Source organism: Streptomyces sp. NPDC046939, from assembly GCF_040644575.1.
GTDB lineage: Bacteria > Actinomycetota > Actinomycetes > Streptomycetales > Streptomycetaceae > Streptomyces.
In genome coordinates this window covers 1-18,223 of record NZ_JBEYWV010000033.1, presented here as the reverse complement: position 1 = coordinate 18,223, position 18,223 = coordinate 1, and the positions used below count along the sequence as shown (strand labels likewise).

Annotated in this window: 11 protein-coding genes and 1 pseudogene; 5 read left to right on the top strand and 7 right to left on the bottom strand. The window is 69.9% G+C overall.

The features are described from left to right. Positions 1-88: 88 nt before the first annotated feature. The 3 genes and pseudogenes from ABZ877_RS30340 to ABZ877_RS30330 all read right to left on the bottom strand — a co-directional run bounded on the left by ABZ877_RS30340 (position 89) and on the right by ABZ877_RS30330 (position 6,887). Positions 89-3,391, bottom strand: coding sequence for a hypothetical protein (locus ABZ877_RS30340; RefSeq protein ID WP_361077501.1), 3,303 nt, complete (start codon positions 3,389-3,391; stop codon positions 89-91). Between the two features lie 22 nt (positions 3,392-3,413). After that, positions 3,414-4,042: pseudogene (locus ABZ877_RS30335) on the bottom strand (leucine zipper domain-containing protein); the annotation flags it as partial. A 454-nt stretch (positions 4,043-4,496) separates the two neighbouring features. Then, positions 4,497-6,887: a helix-turn-helix transcriptional regulator gene (locus tag ABZ877_RS30330; protein WP_361077499.1), complete on the bottom strand. Its 2,391-nt coding sequence runs from the start codon at positions 6,885-6,887 to the stop codon at positions 4,497-4,499. A 127-nt stretch (positions 6,888-7,014) separates the two neighbouring features. On the opposite strand from ABZ877_RS30330, the gene ABZ877_RS30325 reads away from it, so the two are divergent. Beyond that, entirely contained in the window at positions 7,015-7,218 is a 204-nt protein-coding gene (locus ABZ877_RS30325; protein WP_361077496.1) for a hypothetical protein, read from the top strand. A 464-nt stretch (positions 7,219-7,682) separates the two neighbouring features. After that, positions 7,683-8,297 carry a hypothetical protein gene (locus tag ABZ877_RS30320; RefSeq protein ID WP_361077493.1) on the top strand — a complete coding sequence of 205 codons (615 nt, stop codon included), beginning with the start codon at positions 7,683-7,685 and terminating at the stop codon, positions 8,295-8,297. Here ABZ877_RS30320 and ABZ877_RS30315 read toward each other — a convergent pair. Both ABZ877_RS30315 and ABZ877_RS30310 read right to left on the bottom strand, forming a co-directional pair. Beyond that, entirely contained in the window at positions 8,282-9,508 is a 1,227-nt protein-coding gene (locus ABZ877_RS30315) for a hypothetical protein (protein ID WP_361077490.1), read from the bottom strand. The genes ABZ877_RS30320 and ABZ877_RS30315 overlap by 16 nt on opposite strands. 4 nt (positions 9,509-9,512) lie before the next feature. After that, the gene (locus ABZ877_RS30310; protein ID WP_361077488.1) at positions 9,513-10,622 is read right to left on the bottom strand and encodes an ImmA/IrrE family metallo-endopeptidase; all 1,110 of its coding nucleotides are present in this window, start codon (positions 10,620-10,622) and stop codon (positions 9,513-9,515) included. 377 nt (positions 10,623-10,999) lie between these two features. Between ABZ877_RS30310 and ABZ877_RS30305 the strand changes: the two genes are divergently transcribed. Beyond that, positions 11,000-12,172: a hypothetical protein gene (locus tag ABZ877_RS30305; RefSeq protein ID WP_361077485.1), complete on the top strand. Its 1,173-nt coding sequence runs from the start codon at positions 11,000-11,002 to the stop codon at positions 12,170-12,172. A gap of 130 nt (positions 12,173-12,302) precedes the next feature. On the opposite strand, the gene ABZ877_RS30300 is transcribed toward ABZ877_RS30305, so the two are convergent. After that, complete coding sequence (locus tag ABZ877_RS30300) at positions 12,303-14,549, bottom strand: hypothetical protein (protein ID WP_361077482.1); 2,247 nt, start codon at positions 14,547-14,549, stop codon at positions 12,303-12,305. Positions 14,550-14,801: 252 nt separating this feature from the next. Then, the gene (locus ABZ877_RS30295) at positions 14,802-15,146 is read right to left on the bottom strand and encodes a hypothetical protein (RefSeq protein ID WP_361077479.1); all 345 of its coding nucleotides are present in this window, start codon (positions 15,144-15,146) and stop codon (positions 14,802-14,804) included. Positions 15,147-15,200: 54 nt separating this feature from the next. On the opposite strand from ABZ877_RS30295, the gene ABZ877_RS30290 reads away from it, so the two are divergent. Next, complete coding sequence (locus ABZ877_RS30290) at positions 15,201-15,758, top strand: zinc-binding dehydrogenase (RefSeq protein WP_361077476.1); 558 nt, start codon at positions 15,201-15,203, stop codon at positions 15,756-15,758. A 573-nt stretch (positions 15,759-16,331) separates the two neighbouring features. Next, the gene (locus ABZ877_RS30285; protein ID WP_361077473.1) at positions 16,332-18,155 is read left to right on the top strand and encodes a hypothetical protein; all 1,824 of its coding nucleotides are present in this window, start codon (positions 16,332-16,334) and stop codon (positions 18,153-18,155) included. Positions 18,156-18,223: the final 68 nt, after the last annotated feature.

The window sequence follows — 18,223 nt, the reverse complement described above, 5'->3', positions numbered from 1 at the left end:
CCCTGCGGCGAGCGCAGCACCACCGGCGAGCAGGCCTGCCGCGGGTGTGCCCCCGGCCCAGACGGCCAATGCGGCTGCGCTCGGACGGTCACGGGCCAGGCGGAGAGTCGTTGTAGGCCGCCTCGATTGCCCCGGCATTGATCAGCGCGATCCGCAGCTGCTCGTGCTCGGCTGTGCCCTGCGCAGCGCTCTGGGCAAAGAGCCGGGCCGCATGTTGCTGGATCTCCTGCCGGTGAAAGGAGCCCACGTCAACGCCGAGCATGGCCGCGGCGATCAGCAGGGCATCGGCCGAGCCGGGGTGGCGCGCTGCCCGTTCGGCGATCGCGTAGGGCGCCTCCAGATCCGGCTGGCGGGCCACGGTGCGGGCGGTCAGCTCCAGCCAGGCGGCGTCGTCGAGGCGGTCGGCGTAGGCGAACCGGCCCGCGCCAGTCAGAGCAGCGGGCTCCACCTGTGCCTCGAGCGCGGAGCGCCACAGCGTTGCCGCACGCTCGGGCCATGGGCTTGCTTGAGCACAGTGGATCACGGCCTGCGCGAGGTGGGACAGCAGCTCGGAGACCGTCTGCACGCCGCCGCCCTGAGCGGCGAGGTCTGCCAGCAGGGCGGGGGCTGGGCCCAGCACCTGGGAGCCGTCGAGGAACGACATGATGATCTTGCCGAGGATGGGGGCGTTGTCCGGGCCGGCCGCCGCCTGCAGCAGCGTTGTACGGTCCAGGCGTGCCAAGACGCCAGCGTGCGGCCGCGGCTGACGCAGCCAGGCGGCGGCGGGCCGCCAGGGGGTGTCGAGTGCGTAGAGCGGCTCGGCGTGTTCCTCGACCCATGCCGCATCGACGTCTGCCAGCTGGCCCAGACACATGCCGATGACGGCCAGGGCCTGGTCGTCGGGCTCGTTCTCCAGCAGGCGGCCGAGTACACCGCGGGCCGGCTCAGGCAGGGTCTGGCCGGTGCGGTGAGCCTGCTGGAGGGCCCAGGCGATCAGAGAGATCAGCGCCGTCCCGCCCGGCTCGTCCAGGGCCGCCCACAGTGGCCGCGGGGTGTCTGTACGGGGCTGTGTCCAGCCGGTGACCAGGTCCTGCAGCCACTCGACGGCGCCCGCTGCCTCCCCGGACGCCACATCCAGCAGCAGGCCACTCTCCCACGCACGGTGCAGCAGGTTGCAGATCACCTGCTGCAACTGCTGGGTGCCCGGGCTGTGCTGCCCGGCTGCCGGGCGCGCGGCGAAAGCGGCCAGCGCGATCGCAGCGAGTTCGCCCTCGGCGAGCTTTTCTTCACGGGCGGCCCGGTGCAGGGCGCTGAAGTAGGCGGCCAACAGGGCCGGGGCGCTGGCCGCAGCCGCCGCCACACCGTCCGGATCGCGGGCCCACAACTGCGGATCCTGGGACACCAGATCACCGAGCAGACCGGCACGAGCGCCCTCGGCGTCGACATCACCGCGCGGGACGGGGGCGACGGCCAGCTGTGCGACCGCGGCAACCGGCCCGTCCTGCGCCGCCTGGACGGCGAACACATCCGCGGGCAGACCACCGTGCCTTTCGACCCAGGACGTGATCTGCAGGCGCGGCAGAGGACGCACGGGCGCAGGCTGTCCCGTCAGGCCGGTGAGCATCTCCAGCATCGGCCCCCACGGCTCCAGCACCTGCGGGGCAAGAACCGCAGACAAGCCCCAGACGGTCCGCCAAGCATCCGGCAGCGGCTCGGAGCCCGCTTCGTAAGCGTTCTTCCAGGCAGAGATCTCCGACGCGGACGGCGCTTCTCCCAGGCCCTGGGCCAACACAGCGTGCAGATCGGCACGGTGCTCCTCGGGGCAGGCGTCCTCCAGGAGGGCGAGGAAGTCCGCGACATCCGCCCGCGCAGATCCGTCCGCCATCAGCCGGCCCGCCAGCGGCAGGGCCCGCTCCCACCAGGCGGCGGCCGAGGCCGGATCGGCCCCGTCGTCGTCATGCGACTCCAGCAGGACCACCGCGCGCAGCCGGTCGGCGGCAGCACCGGCCGGCAACTTGCTGTCCAACACCCGCCAGCGCTCCGCCAGCGCAACACCGAGCCGGGCGTCCTGCCGGGCCAGGTCGAGCACGGCCCTCATCAGGGTGAACAGCACATCGCGCGGCGGATCGGCGAAGGAAATCTCCCGCAAGTCGTTGACCATGCTGACCCGCCACGCGTCGGCCTCGGCCAGAGGCCCGGCGAGCACAGACGCCAGCGCGGACCGAATGATTCCCCCCAACCGGTCCCCGGCCGAACGCAGCCGGCCCCCCGGATGGGCCGTGTGGACCAGCGCCTGTGCCAACTGCGCTGCCTCCCAGGACTCCTCGGTGCCGAAAGACGGGGCGCGCAACACCGCCTCGACGACGGACACCCACTGCCCGTCGCGATCGGACATCGGGACGTCCCGGGCCCAGAAACTGATCCGCAGCAACACATGGCGGTCCTGCTGTTGCCGGGCGATCTGCTGCAGCAGCGCACATGCCGCCATGCCCGCCCCGCCCACCAGGCTCACCGCGGTGCCGACCGCGCCCGGGCCGCGCTCTTCGATCGCGGCGAGACGATCCGCCACCCACCCGCACAACTGCGGTGGATCAGCATCCAGCAGCCGCCGCAGATACGGCAGGGCCGGCCAGCGGGAGGCTTCCGGCAGCAGCCGCTCCAGCGGCAGCAGGCCAAGCCAGCGCCGGCTCACCGCAGCACGGAAGAAGTAACTGCCGGCGCGCGGATCCGACATCGACGCGACCTCGTCCGCATCCTCCTGCGAGGGATGCTCGCTGAGCGCCAGCTGCCGTAGCCGTTCGGCACGCTCCGGCAACCCCAAAAAGAGCTGCTCGAAGGCGGCCACCACACCCTCGAACCGCTCGCGGGACTGTTCAGGCGTGGCGCCCGACCCGTGCACGACGCCGGAGGTGTCCCGGTAGAACCGGGTCCAGGAGTTGCGCGCAGCCTCCACCTCGGCCAGGCCCATCTCCTGCCGTGTCAGTTCCTGTACCAGGTGTCCGATCTGACGGATACGGCGCCCGCCCGGATTGGCCTCCTCCGCGCGCAGCGCATCGACCGCAGCGGCAAGTTCATCCAGCAGCCCTTGCGGGACGGAGCCATTGGCGCGGCAGGCTTCGACGGCGGACTTGGCCGCGTTCGTGACCGCGGCCCTGGCTGCCTCGATGCCCGGGATATCCCTCGGCGCCAGGTTGAGGATGCTGTCAATCGCTCCCCGGCAGCAGGACTGCGCGACCTCGTAGGGCGCTCTCCACCGGCCGGGATCGGACAAGACCGCCGCCGCATCCCGCAGGAGGTTCAACGCGCGCTCACCGTGCGGTCCTTGAGCGGCCAGTGCCGTGGACAGTTCGGCGGAGACAGCGAAACTGGGGGAGCCCGCACTGGCGCCCGGGGGATCGTTCTCGACACTCACCCGGTCACCGTAGCGAACCCGTTCGCGACAGCGGCCCTGCGAGCATGGTGCCCTTCTTGTCGGCCAGGATCTCGGCGTAGGCCAGGCGGGAGTGGTCGTCGACCGCGGCATGCACGTAGTCGTAGCCGATGCCGCGGCCCCGGACGTCCTCGCTGCGGCCGTGGGCCCGCCAGCCATCGCCGTCAGGGATCTTCCCGAGCTTTTTGACGTCCACGTGGACCAGGCCGCCGGGCTGGTGGTACTCGTAGCGTGCGGTGCTGGTGCGCACCGTGCGGATCACCTGCCCGGTCAGCGGGTCGCAGGCCGCCAGCGGCGGCATGCGGTGACGGCGCAGAATTCGGCTCACCGTTCGGGCGGGGACCTGGGCGGCCTCAGCGATCTGCTCCGGCCCCCGGCGCAGGCGTCGGCGGGCCTCAAGAACACGCTCCTCGACTTCGGGCGGCGTGCGTCTGGGGCAGGTGCGGGGGCGGCTGGAGCGGTCGTGCAGCCCCGGCCAGCCTTCGGCCCGGTAGCGGTTGACCCAGCGTGAGCGCATTGCCGGGAGACTCCCAGCTCCTTGGCGACGTGCGCGACCGGGCGCCGGTCGAAGACGACGCGACGCACCAGCAGGCATCTGCCGTGAAAGGTCAGCCGGGCATTAGCGTGGGCCACCAGGACCTCCGAGGTGAGTGAAGACGGCAATCTCCACTACGCCCGGAGGTCCACCCATGATCAACAACCGGCAGCAGGCGTGTCACCAACCTCCCGGCCGAGTACAGCTAGACCACCCGGGGCCGGTCAGCTCACCGCGCGGACGGGCCACGGCCTGCTGCCACGGGAGTGCTTCGCCCGATGCCGAAAACTATCCCTGGCCCGGTCGCGGTTCAGACCGGCGAAATTCTTCAGCGCTCCTGCCAGCTGCGAGCCGTCTACACCAGCCTTGTGGGCCACAGCATGCACTCGCCGTGCAAGGTCGTGCCACCAATGCGCGGTGCCTTGCCGGCCGGGTCCTTTCCCGTGTGTCTCGAGCTAGTCCCGGCATGGACACCTGAGAGCTCCCGGGCCACGGCCTGCCCTGCAGAGCAGGTCCGGTGATGGAGGTGTGCCAGCACACCGTCCAGTCCGGTCAGCCGGGCAGTGGCGCCTGCCACGGTGCGCTGGGGGTGCCGTCGGGGTCGAAGCCGTACGGGCACAGATCCCGCCACGCGGTGTCCTCGGCCCAGCTGAGGCAGTGGACAAGGTCAACGCTCGCTGTCTCCGCAGCTTCCCGGTACACGGCCAGAGCGCCCGCCGTGTCGTGGACCTGCTGCCGCAGACGTGCCACGGCCATGAGGTGTTCGTCGTCGCCGTACTCCGCCATTCTTCGGTGCCAGTGCTCCGCTCCGGCGATGTCTCCCGCTGCCTCCAGATCCCAGGCAAGCATTCGAGCCGCCTGGATGTGACCAGTCTCTGCTGCTCTGGAAGCCAGGTCCATGGCGGCAACATGCTCTTCGGACTCGGACTTCCGGACAGCCAGCTGGTACAGCGCCTCTGGATGGCCTGTAGCGGCTGCTGCCTCGCAGAGACGTTTCCCGACCTCGTCGTTGCCGGTCCTAGACCACAGGGAGAACAGGTAGTCGTAGGGGTCGTCATAAGCCTGATCGTGGGCCTGACGCTGAAGCCGCGTGTAGCCCGTGTCGGTCCAGGACTCCGTCGTCAGTGCAGTCAGGTAGTCGACCATGCTGGCGTATCCTCCGGCGGCCACCGCGGCCTCCTGTTCGGTAACGAACTCCGCGTCCTGGGCTGCTTGTTCTTCTTCTGGCGTGTTCTTCACCGAGATGCGAAGGGTCGCGATGAGATCGCCGGCGTCGGCGGCCCGCTGGTCGATCAACCGGGCGGCGTCCTCGTCGCCCGCCTGTTTCCGCAACCAGTACAAGTCGCCGAGGGCAGCGACGGATCCGGCATCCGCGGCCAGTCCGTACAGGTCCTCGGCATGCTGATCGCTGCCCAGGGTGAGGTGGATGCGCGCGAGTCCCAGTAGCGCCTGTGGGTGGCCGGTTGCGGCCGGGGCCCGGAAGAGCTCGGCCGCCATCCGCAATCGCCAACGTAGCCTTGCCGATTCACCGAGGGCGACTCGCTCGTCAGCAGCGGTGAGGCGGCCGCATGCTCCGTGCCAGAACGAAGCCGGAGGGCACAGCAGTCGGCGCTGACTGCGTCCGTGCTGCTCAAGATAGTCGGCGAGGCGGTAGACGGGCATCGGGCTGGTAGGGACGCGTTGTGCTGAGCGCGGGCGGACGCGGCGCAGGGGAGCGAGGTTGCCGTGCACGGGACGGCTGAGATCGGCGAGGGCCTGCTCAAGCCAGTTGTCGGCGAGCGTGTCGTATTCGTCGTCGGTGAGGTAGCCTTCCGCCGCTGCTTCCAGGAAGGACACAGGCTGGTGGAGGCCAGAGCCCAGGCGGCGGGCGTCCAAGGCTGCGTCCAAGACCGCCCGCGCCGCCGGCGTGGCCGTTTCGTAGCGGTGCAAGAGCTCAGGCGCTCCCGCAAGGAACTGCGTTAACCGCCCGTCGATTGCACTTTCCAGAGCGTGCGCAAGTTGTCGGTCGCCCGCGGCGGCCAGAGCCTGGGCAGCGGCTTCCGCGGTCGCGTCAAAGCTGTCCGGCAGATGGATCAATCGGCCAGCAAGCAACTCCCGCGCCTGCGAATGCGGATCCTCCTCGCCGACCCGGGGGATCGTGGCGTATGCCTCGGCGTACTGGGGCCACAACGTGCCCAGCACCAAGACCGGACCCCGCGCCGGGTCGGTGAGCAGGCCATGCAGCGCGGCACCGATGCGCTCGCCCAGCCCGCGGCCCGCGCCGATATAGTGCTGCGCCTCGTTGAGCCACACCACCGTTCCCGGATCCACCCGGGCGAGATCGGCGAGCGCCGCCTCGGCACGGGTGGGATCAAAGGGATGCCACAGCCGCCACCCCGCCTCGGCCAGCGGCTGGACCGCTTCCCAACAGGCGCGCGTCTTCCCGGTCGAGGACGAACCGACCAGCACGGCCATCCTGCTGCGCCCATCCGACACCGTGGCGGCAACCAGCTCAGCCAGCTGCCCATCGTGCGGGCGGCGAACATATGCAGGCAAGGCGGAGGCCGCCCGCTGCTGCCCAGCCGCAACCGGTGAACTTGCGTCCCCCGTTGGCGGGGGCGCGGCGGCCGGGTGGACTTCGAGGTCGTGTGGATTGCACTGGGCGATCGGCCGTCCGACCGACGCCCCGTCCTCGCCGACGACGTCAGCCCCGCCGACGGCGGCGGTACGCAGGGCCAGCAGCGGCCCAAGATCAAGACCGAGGGCGCGTGCCAGTGCCCCCACCGTCTGTGCCGACGGCACCTCGGCTGCGCTGCTGAACGCTTCGCTGACGGTCGTACGCCCCAGCCCGGCACGGCGGGCGAGCATGGTCTTCGTCAGGCCTACCGCAGCCAGCCCGGCCTCCAGGCGGCCACGCAACTCGCCCAGAGCTGCCGCCGGGTCCTCGAAACTCTGGGTGGTCACTCGCTCGCCCTACTCCTCCCGTCGGCTGTTCGCCGGTGTTCATCTTCGTCCGCTCGCACCACGGCGGACAGGCGCTTCACGACACTCGCCCACGACAACCCGCCTTGGCGGAAGAGGAGTTCCCCCAATGTCCGACCGCACCGCCGTGATCATGCTCGCATGCGCGATGACCCTCCTGGTCGCCGTTCTCATCGGCGGCGCAGCTGGCTATCTCGCCCGCCGTGAGCACGCCACCTACTCCGCCGCCCTCACCCGCGCCGCCTTCGCCTTCGCCGCGACCCTCACCCTGGCCGCGACGATCACCAGCGCTCTGGCCAACGCCTTCTCCTGACCGATGGTACGCACGCCGTCGGCAGATATGACCGGTTGCGCCGCGCCCTTGACAGACGATTAGTGATTAGCGAATCATGAATTATGTCTCAAGAGGCCTTGGAGCGGTTGCGTGAGGTGTCCGTGCGGGTCTTCGGTAACCGCTATCGGGCGGAGCTGCTGGGGGCGCTGGCGGCAGCGGACGCGCAGGGCGTATGCCTGGGAGACCTTGCCGTCGCCCGCAATGCACCGGCGAGTGTCTACCAGGCGCCGATTCGGGCCCTGGTGGAGGCCGGGCTGGCTGAGCGGTTGCCCCGGACGCCGGGGGAGCGGCGCCGTTGGTACCGGCGCAGCGACAACGACGCGCTCTGGCAGTGTCTCGAAGGCCTGTTGAGCTGTTTGGCAGAACAGCCCGTACCCGTGCGGGTTGGATAGTCGGCAGGGCCGCCGCGTGCGGCCGAAGCCCGGTGAGGCAGGGTGGGGGCCATGGTGACCTTGGCGAACTCCGTGATCGGCCGTTCCGTGCGGATGGCTTCTGCCGCCCTGCTGGAGACGGGCGCCCAGACCAAGGTCGCATCCCTGCAGGGCGCTGAGGCCCTGTTCTTCCACCGGCTGGATGCCGCTGAGCACGCCCGGCGCCAGGAGGCCGCCGCAGGACGGCTGGATCGGATGGCGGTGCTGGAGACCCTCCTGACGCTGCCGGTGGGCATCCCCGTCCCCCTCGCCTCGTTCGACGCCGGCCAGCGGCGGGCCGTACGCGCCCTGCCCGCGGGCGCCGCGAACCGTGACCGCACGACGGTGACGCGGCGCGCGGTCCGGCCGGTGCGTGTGGACCTGGCCGTGGTGCGCGCTGCCGGATGGCGCCAGGGACTGCGGGACGCGGGCCGGTTCGCGCCGTTCTGCCGCCGCGCCATGTTGCTCACCCGCCGCCCTTCACACCTGGAAGAGCTGCTGGCGGAGGCCGACTTCTACGGCATCGGCGTGTTTCTCGCCGCCGAGCATGGTGTGGAGATGCTGCTCGCGCCGGAGGAGTACCGGCCGCAGCGGCACACCGCCGCCGCGTGGTGCTTCGCCGAGGAGCTGTATCAGCTCCTGCGCTGATCGTCGGCCGCCGCCTGCCCGTTCGCTCCGTCCGCCACCGAGACCGGGGCCGCTAGCGCCCACCGCCTCAGCTGCTGGGGCACCTTGAAGGCATCCGGCTGCCGCAGTTGCACGTTCACCAGCGGATACTGCTCCACCGCCGCTCGGCAACGCTCGTGCCACCACTGCTGACGCGACAGCCCGGGAGTGATCGAAGTCAGCGTGCGCAGCCACTCCATCAGCACGGCCACATTGTGCGCGGCGGCCCGTGCCGGCCGTTCACCGGCATTGCTGGCGAATTCATCCAGCGCCCACACCCCCTCACACGCCGCGCAACCGCAGACGGGAGCCTGTGCACCGGCGAAGCGGTCGGCCAGGGTCTTGCCGAGGAAGAAGTCCATCAGCTCGGCGAACAGCACGTGCGGCGATGTCGAAAAGCCCTTGCTGGTCTTCGCCTTCTCGCCTGGGGCCACGATGTGCCGCAGCCGGCTGCCGGCACCGAACGCTGTGAAAGAGGCGCCCGCGGCCAGCGCTCCGAAGGCCGCCAGATCGGTGCGCAGCAACGCCGCTCCCGGCACTTCCTCGATCACCCGCCGCAGGTGGTCGACGGCCCGTGCATGACGCGCGAGAGGGTCCATCTGCCCGCCCAGCATGATCCCTTTGGGCCCCTTCACCAGCCGCAGACAGGCGATCAGCTGCCGCACCGCGTCCTCCTCCCGCAGCCAGCCCACATCGACCGGCGCTGCGAAGACGACCTGCGCATCGTCCAGGTCGGCCACCCGCCGCACCGCCGCCTTGAGGGCATCGGAGTCCTCGGCGTGGATGTAGCCGGTCGGGGTCACCGGCGCGGTAACACCGACCGCCCGCTGCTCCGCCAGCGACACCTCGAGCGGATCGTCGAAGGCGAAGGTGTCCTGCGATGCGGGCGGGAACGGCTCCTCCTCGCTGGCCGCCCGCACCTCGTACACAGCCGGATCGACCAGCAAGGGCCCACTGAACTGTTCCTCCTCGCGCAGCCTTTTCGCCTTGCGCAGCGCGTTCTTCCCACACAGCACCAACCCGCTGCGGCCCGCATCAAGCTGTCCGCGCAGATAACCGACACGTGCAGGAGACACCTGCAGCAGCATGCGCCCCTGCAGAACGCTCAGCGCACCGGACAGGGCCTGCGGCACGTCGGGAGGCTCGGTGAGATCGGAGCGCGGACGCGGCAGCGGAGCAGACGGGTCGATCATGGCCTCACCTTCGAAGCGGCTCAGGGGATAACGAGCGGTCGCCTGCCACATACAGGCGCTTGAAGTCCTCGGGCAGCAGGCGGACGCACGCGGCCGCCTCGTCGATCGCCAGGCCCCGGTCGGACAACAGGACGTCCACCAGCGCCGGCACGCGCATGGGCCGCTCCGGCTCCACCTCGACCGGTTCGGCCGTGCGGTAGCCGAGCGCCGACATCTCCACCATCACCGTGCGGTACTGCCATTCGGTGATGGCGTTCAGGGTGAGCGCACGCCGCAGCAGCGCGCTCATCGACACCCGCCAGACGCGCTTGAGCTCCGCCAGCCGCGCCAAGTCCACGCCGTCGGCGAACGCCTGCCGGATGTCGGCCGCGGGCATCAGGAACTCTGCGGCGAACGCGTCGGCCTGCTTCTCCTGCTCGCTCGATGTGCCGGGCGCGGGATGCATCACCAGATGGCCCAGCTCGTGCGCGACACTGAAGCGGCAACGATCGCCCGGCGCATAGTCGTTGACCAGGACCAGCGGGACCTGGAGGTCGTCCCACTGACTGACCGCGTCCAGCAGCTCACTGCCGAGACTCCGCATCACGACCAAGCCGCCGGCCTCCTCGATCGCGGCGATCACATCCGCCACCGGCCCCCTGGGCAGGCCCCAAGCGCGGCGCACCTGCCGGGCCGCATCCTTGGCCGTCGTGAAGTCGTCCAGGAGCACGCGGGAGAAGCGGTGCGGCACGTCCGCTGCCGCGGCGGCCTGCACGAGGCCTGTTACCTGCAGCCGCACCAGGGCGAGTTGGGCGTGGATGCGGCGCAGCGCCGAGGATGACAGAGAGGCTCTCTTGCGGTGATGGATCAGCCCCACCCCCACCCCGCTCATCCGCGGATCCAGGCACAGCAGGTCTACCGGGTAGCCCAGGGCGGCGGCATACAGTTGAAGACGGTCGTCGGCGACCACAAGGCGTCCCGATTCCGCGCGGCTGACGTATCCCTGGGACACCACCGCGGACCCGGCAGGCGCGGCCTTGGTCATGGCGGCGGCCACGTCGGCCTGCGTCATGCCTCGCGACTCGCGCGCGAGCGCGAGCATGCCGGGATGCGCCTGCAGGTCACCGGACGCCATCACACCCCACCACCTCAGATCAGACCTCAAAACATTAACACGGAATATTCCGAGGCTGATTCTGCTCCTTGGTGGACTCCGTCACAGCCAACAGCCCTCTGCCAATAGGGCCATGAAGCAGACCGGAAACCACTCAGCAGCCTCCGCACCACCCGGTGATCCGGCCAAGGCAGGACTCATCAGGACCGGACGAGATCCGGACCTGTGAGCGACGGCACCGTCTGCGCAGCAGCCCTACAAGCAGCAGGCCGACACGCGCTGGATGGTCCCGGACCAACGGCATGATGTGAAAGCCCCGACGACACGGGGGAGTTGCGCACCACATCACGTCCGGGAACGGCGCGGCGTGCGACGCAGATGAGAAGAGGAATGCGCAAGTGAACACGGTACGAGCCCGGGTGTGGCAGTTCCAGGTGCAGGAGCCGGTGGTGACCGTCACGGAGGTTGGGCAGGGCGAGCTGCCGGTCGGGCTGGCCCGGCTCATCCACATCAACGCGCTCACCTGCGACCACAACCGCGTCCTCGACTACCGGACCAAGCAGCTCGAGGTCCGTCTCCTTGCCAGCTACCTCCATACCGCTGGGGCCGGCGGCCCCCTTCGCGTCGATCACCGCGCATTCACGGCGAGCGCGCGGCACATCCGCGGCTTCATCGCCGAAAGCTCAGGCCTGGGCATGCTGACGGCGGCCGGCGAAGCGCTCTTCGCCTGGGACAACACGGCACATCCGCTGCACAGCTTCGACGCACTGCCGGGCAGCATTACGGGCTATCAGAAGGGCGGGATCCGGCCCGATTTGCTGTTCCATCTGCCCGGCGGCCGGGTTGCGGGAGAGGCCCGCGGCCGACACCGCCGCACCAAGACACTTCTGCCGCAACGACCCCTTGCCGAGCAGAAGAACCGGTTGCAGGACCTGGCGCGATGGTCCGCCGCCCACCGGGACCACGCCTACTTCATGAGCTGGGTCTGGATCGGCCGCTCCGGCGTCGCCGTGGACGTCTTCCTCCCCCAGGACAAACGCTGGGACGGTGCACTCGACGTCCGCTGGAAGCGGCAGAGCGAAGGCCATCAGTGGCGCTTTCCCGTGCACGAGCGACGGCGCAGACCATCAGAGGGCCCCTTCGGGCAGATGCTGACGGATGAACCTGAACCGCCACTCGACCCGTCATCCGCCACGGACACACTGCGGACCATGTTGCCGGTGCCTGCTGCTGCTCCCACCCAGCCCACGACCGACTCGCTCTCACGGACCGGCCGCCTGGTGCAGCGGCTGTACGACACCGCCCCCGAACTCGATGCGAAACTCGCCGGCAATCCCGTCCGCGGCACCTGGGTGCCCGCCGACGCGCTGGGACCTGCCCAGCGCGAGGTGCTGCTGGCCGTCCTGGCCGAACAGCCCCCACCCCAGGCCGGCGTCCGAGAACGTCTCGCACGGGCCGAAGGCCACTTCGACGCCTGCCTCGACGGACGGCTGCTGACCGTCGTCCGTTCTGCAGCCGAGCCGCCGCCAAGCTGGCAAGACCTGGAAGAGGTGCTGCTGAGCCCGGCGTGACACACCGACACCCAAGCCTGCCTGATAACTGGTAGGGGTGCCCGATGGCCGAGGCGTCCAACGGGCGCTTGCCTGAGGCCCGCTGGACGCCGGGCAGCCTTCCCGCCGAGTGCCGGAGCCCTGTCCGCGGTCATGCCGATCCGGGCAGCTCACCCAGCAGAGCGTTCACGGTCTGCTGCCACCTGCGGGCTTCCTTCCGCAACGGGAACCATGCCTGGGCAGTCCCCCGGTCCAGATCAGTAAACTCCTGCAACTTCGCTGCCAGTTCAGCGCTGTCGGCGCTGTTGCTGCGAACCGCTGCAGAGTGCACCTGGTGTCCGAGGACGTGCAGCCGGTGTGCGGCACGGTAGTAGGCGACCTGGTCCTGGCTGAGACGGCGGACGGCGTACCCGCCGCACTTGCTGCACGGGTCGAAGTCCTTGTTGCCCAGCAACTCCTTGATGGTCACCAGGTCATCGTCGCGGCTGACTCCACGCTCCGGACGCCGATGCTTGCAATCGGGGGAGTGGGCCCGGCCTTGATACCGGCCGTCCGCGTCCGAGGTGTAGGCCTGTACTCCGGCGAGTATGCCCAGCGGCAGCTCGGAGCCACTCTGCCATCCGGTATCGGTGACGGGTTCGAAGGGTTCCAGGTCCAGTTGCTCCATGGCCAGCAGACCGTGCCAGACCGCCGATGCGAAGGGACGGTGTGGAAAATCCCGGTCGTTGTACCCGACAGCCTCCAGCTGGCGCAGGTCGGCTACGCCGCGGGCCAGGGCCAGGGAACGCAGTGCATGATCGGTGTCGCGTCGCCCCTCGCACAGCCGCACCAGCACCCGTTCGCCCTCCGCCGTGCTCAGATGGCTGCCGAACGCCTCGTGATGCGGATCGTGGATACGCGCGGGCCAGATGGATTCCTCCTCGTCGGGAGACGGCCGGCGGGGCGCGAAGAGCGCATCAGGGAGGTCACTTGCACCGGCGATGATGGAACCCTGCCATCCTGCAGCGCACCGTTCTTCCAGGACGCTCAACGCCACGACCTCAAGCCCGCTGCCAACGGAGAACACCACGTACAGCTGCTCGGCATCCCGCGTAGCGGCGCGCAGCGCGCGCAGGTGCTCGCCGTTGACCAGACACCTGCTGTGGACCGGCGTGTCGTCGAACACCCCCGGCCCGACACCCGATCCGGCCGCAGGCCGGGGTTCCGCCGGGGATTGTGCCGCCAGATGTTCGGCCTCGGCGGTCTCCGGCTCGCTGTAGGACAGCGTGTGATGCTGTGTCAGCAGCCGCACGGCCACCGGCTCCGGCACCCGCACGGTGATGACGGACTGCGGCTCCCAGACAGCGTCGGCCGTGTACGAGGCGAGCACCCCCAGCTCCCACTCACCCAGCCGGTCAACAAGCGACTTGCCAGAGCCGCGCTCCGCCGCATCACGGGGAAGACGAGCGACCACAATCCGCTCGTCGTGCCTCTCTCCGGCCGCTGCTCGGACGTCGGCCTCCCAGCCTGCCACCACCGCCCGGGCCCGCTCCAGCATCTGGTCGCGCCCCTTGCGGCGGCTGCGCATCGCGTCGGTCAGATGATGCACCACGTAGGTCTGCTGCCGCGGGTCGTCCCAGCTGTCCTCGACCGCGCGGCGCCACCGCCGCCACAGCGACAGCAACTGCCGGCGAGCCTCGCCGGGGTCGCCCAGCGGTGCGAAAGCCGGCTCGTCGGCGGGCACATCCGGTTCCGTCATGGCGGCCGCCGCGGCCGCCGCCAACAGCGCCCTTTCGGCGACCAGCAGCTGGGCCTGCTCCTGCAGGACGCGCAGATACCCGGCCTTCGCTTCGAGAGCCGCCCCGGCCCAGGCCCGCAGCCAAGGGAACAGAGCCAGCTGCCGGTGCGTGCGGTGCATGCTCGCCAGCGCGCTGCCCCACTGCCGCAGCACCGACTCGCGTACACGCTGGGCCTCCCGCAGCTCCTCCCACGTGTCGGCCTCGCCGTCCTCGTCGTGCTCCGCGTTGTCCTGTTCGGTAGGGACCGCCGGATTGTCGGCCACGGGCTTATACAGCACGGCGGCCGCGTGCCGGACCTCTTCGTCCTCGAAGGCGTCCTCGTCGGGATCGCGGAAGCTGTCCAGTTCGTATAGCAGACCCAGCCCGGTCAACGTGTCCAAGAACACCGCCAGCCCCGTGCCCGGACGTGACCAGGACCCGTAGGTGCCGCACTGCGGACACATCCGCCCGACCACGGCGGCATCCAGATGTACCGCCCGTTCGACACCGCGAGCCGAGCGCAGATACGAGCACGACGGTGTGGCATGCAGTTTCGCCTGCTTGCCCTGACCCGACCATACGGTGATCGTCGTGCCCTCGAACGGGCCGAGTGGCACGTCCGACGTCAGCTGACCGTACATCCCGCAGACTCCCCCTGTGAATGAAATCCGTCACCGCCTCAAACCGCGGCGACTAGGCGGAAGTTGACCCTAACGTGCCGCAGGCCGGCGGTGGGCCGGTTGAGCTCATAAGACCCGAAGCGGACAGACCCGTCCACGGGTGGTGGCCTCGTGCCGGCGCTGATGCCGACAGCGTGGGCACGCCGAACCGCAGGCTGTCGCGAGGCTCGTGCTGTCTGCCCGGCCGTGTGCGGGGACAGACAACACGCAGGGTCATGCGACGCGGACCGGTACCTGCCGCTCGGTCAGTAGCCGGGCAAGCTGGTTGCTCTCCTCGTCGGGCAGGGCGATGGCGGCCGGGCGGCGGGCGCGGGTGACGGCGACATACCGGACACGGAGGACCTCGTCGGTGGCCGGGTCTGCGGTGGCCCAGCGCTGGACGCTTCCGGCATCGGACAGCAACAGCAGGACGCCGTCTGCTTCATCGCCCTTGAGCTGGTGGACGATGTTGGTGCGGATACCGGTGGCCGCCTGGAGGCGGGACACGGTGGGTTTGCCGGCGGGGCGGCCCTTGCCGCCCTGCGGAGCAGCTCCGAGCAGAGGGGGCCAGGCCTTCATGGCCTGCCAGACCTGCGGCCCCCATTCCCGGTGGGGCGCAGGAAGGCGAACGCCGTGCGGTTGACCTGTCCGGCCGAGGTGGTGGCCGGCCATGATGGTCGGGGCCGCCGCTCTGGCCCGGGTACCAGTAGCCGGGCTGTCCAGCCCGCCGCCCGCGCCGGCGCCCACGTCCTGGCCGCGGTCCGCAGCCAGAAGAAGACCGCCGCCGTACCGGCGGCCGCGCACGAGATCCTGGTAGGCGACGCTGCGCAGGCTGGCGCCACCGGCGCGCAGGGCGGCGTCGACGTGCTGCTGGACAGCGTCGGCGGCGACACGGTCCCCACCTTGTTGCCGGCGGTGCGGCCCGGCGGTCGTGTGGTCCTGATCGGCTATGTCGCCGGGACGACGCTGAGCGTCGATCTGCCAGCCCTGCTGGCGAAAGATATCGCGCTGCTGCCGGTGAACATGGTCCGCCGCAAGGTCCCCGTCGATGTCTTCCACACGCTGTTGGACGACTTGGGCACCTGCCGCCTGCACCTGCACACCACCACTCATGCCTTCACCGACCTGGGGAAGGCGATCGCTGCCCGAGGCACGGGGGCCGTCTCCGGAGCGCTCGCGGTCACCCTGTGACCCTCACGCACAGCGCCCCCTAATCTGCTCGCGCTCTATGGCGGTCAGGTCAGGAGGTTGGCGAGGGCGCTGGAGACGGTGGCGGCCAAGGTGATGACGGCGGCGAAGGTGACGGCGGCCCGGGGGTGAGTGCGGTGGGGTAGGTCGCGCCGTCCATGCGGGAGAGTTTTCCTGCGCCAGCGGCGGCCAGCAGCGCGAGGATAACCACATGTGCGGTGGCGAGGAGGACGAGGGTGACCATGCCAAGCTCCGGTGATCCGATGGGTGTTGACGTGGACGACTGTCGGAGAAGTGGCGTTCGCCGGGGTTCGCCCGGGCGAAGATGAACACCAGCGAACACTTCACGATCCGGGGGGCGGGCACATGGGCGAGGACCAAAGGGACAATCCGGCCCTTGCTGAACTGCGCAGGCAGCTAGCTGACGGACTGGCCCGCACATCGTTGAACAAGACGTCCCTCGCCCGCGCTGCAGGCTTAGGGCGCACGATTACGTCGCAAGCCTTCCAACCCGATGGTCCGGCGCCCTCAGCGCACACCGTGGCAGCGCTGGCCCGTGCTCTGAGGCTGCCGGTCATGGAGTTGCAGGCGCTGCACCGCCGCGCCACCGGAAACGGAAAGAGCGGGAGCACGGAGCGGCTGGGGCCGGGCAGACTGATTGACCAGTGGGAGCCGCACGATCTTGAGGTTCATCCGGCCGGCATCCCTGAGCACGCCGACACGCTTCCGCGGCCGGGGGAGAGAGTGCTATCCGGGTACGTACGGCGCGGCCACGACCGCGCGCTGGGCAACGCGGTGCAGGACGTCATGGTCGGCCGCAGCCGCATGGTGGTTCTGGTGGGCAGCTCGTCCACCGGAAAGACCCGGGCCTGCTGGGAATCGGTCCAGCCGCTCGCTGACCAGGCATGGCGACTGTGGCATCCCGACCCGACCCAGACCGAGGCAATGCTTCAGGACCTGCGCCGAGTTCAGCCGCGCACCGTGATTTGGCTGAACGAGGCCCAGCACTACCTGCGCGACGAGCGGGTCGCCCAGGCCGTCCGCGACCTTCTGACCGACCCGGAGCGCGGGCCGGTCCTCGTACTGGCCACCCTCTGGCCCGAACACGCGCACCAGTACATGACCATCCCCGCCCCGGGCCAGGAAGACCCCCACCACCGAGCCAGGGCGCTACTCGCCGGCCGCACGGTAACGGTGCCAGAGGTCTTTGACGCCCGGGCTCTGGCTGCTGCCGCGACTCTTGCCCTGGCGGGTGACCGGCTACTCGCCGACGCCCTCACTCGCGCCCGCACCCACGGACGACTCGCCCAGGACCTGGCCGGGGCACCCGAACTCCTCACCCGATACCAGCAGGCAACCCCGGCTGCCAAAGCGCTCCTCGATGCCGCGATGGACGCACGCCGCCTCGGCGTAGGCCCCCACCTCCCGCACGCCTTCCTCGCCGACGCCGCCTCCGACTACCTCGACCAAACCGACTACGACCAACTGACCAACGACTGGGCCGAGAAGGCGTTCACCGAACTCGCCGCACCGGTCCACGGCAAACAAGCACCCCTCAGCCCCACCACCCCCCGCCCTCGACGTCGCCCACCCGCTCCCACTCCAGCCGCTCCGCCACCTTCCAGTCCGCCGACGGGACAGATCTATCGGCTCGCCGACTACCTAGAACAGCACGGCACAACCACCCGGGCACGCCTCTGCCCGCCCATCTCCTTCTGGCACGCCGCCCACACACACCTCACCCACCCCGACGACCTGGACAATCTTGTCCGGGCAGCCGAAACAAGGCACCGCCTGCAATGGGCCCACCACCTCCGCCACCGTGCCGCCGCCCAGGGCAGCACCACCGCCCTGCGTGTGACAGCCCTCGCGCAGGAGAAGGCCGGAGACCGTGAAGGCGCCGAGCGACTCGCCTGGCAAGCCATCGAGCACAACTCTGCACACGCCTTGGCCGCCCTGGCCGAGTGGCGAGAGGAAGCCGGCGACCGGGAAAGCGCTGAAACCCTGGCGCAGCAGGCCGCTGACCACGGCTACACCGACGTCTTGCGGGCTCTGGCCCGGATCCGGAAAGAAATGGAGGACCAGAACAGCGCACTAGCTCTCTACCGACAGGCCGCTGACCTCGGTGACATCAAGGCCGTGGTCCAGTTGGTTTGGATGCATGAGGAAGCCGGGGACCTGGAGGGTGCCGAAACCCTGGCCCGCCTTGCCGCACAGCACGGCAATGCTCAAGGCCTGAACGACCTGTCCTGGATGCGGGAAGAGTCCGGAGATCGCGATGGTGCCGAAAGCCTGGCATGGCAGGCCGCCCATCACGGCGACACCGTCGCCCTGGCCCGGCTGGCTCTGCAACGCGATGAGGACAACCGAGACTGTGAGGTTCGGGGAGGGGGTCACTGAGGTGTTCGGGGTTTCTCGCCATTGATGCGAGTTCGTTGTTGTGCTGGTGGGTGGGTATTTCGGATGGT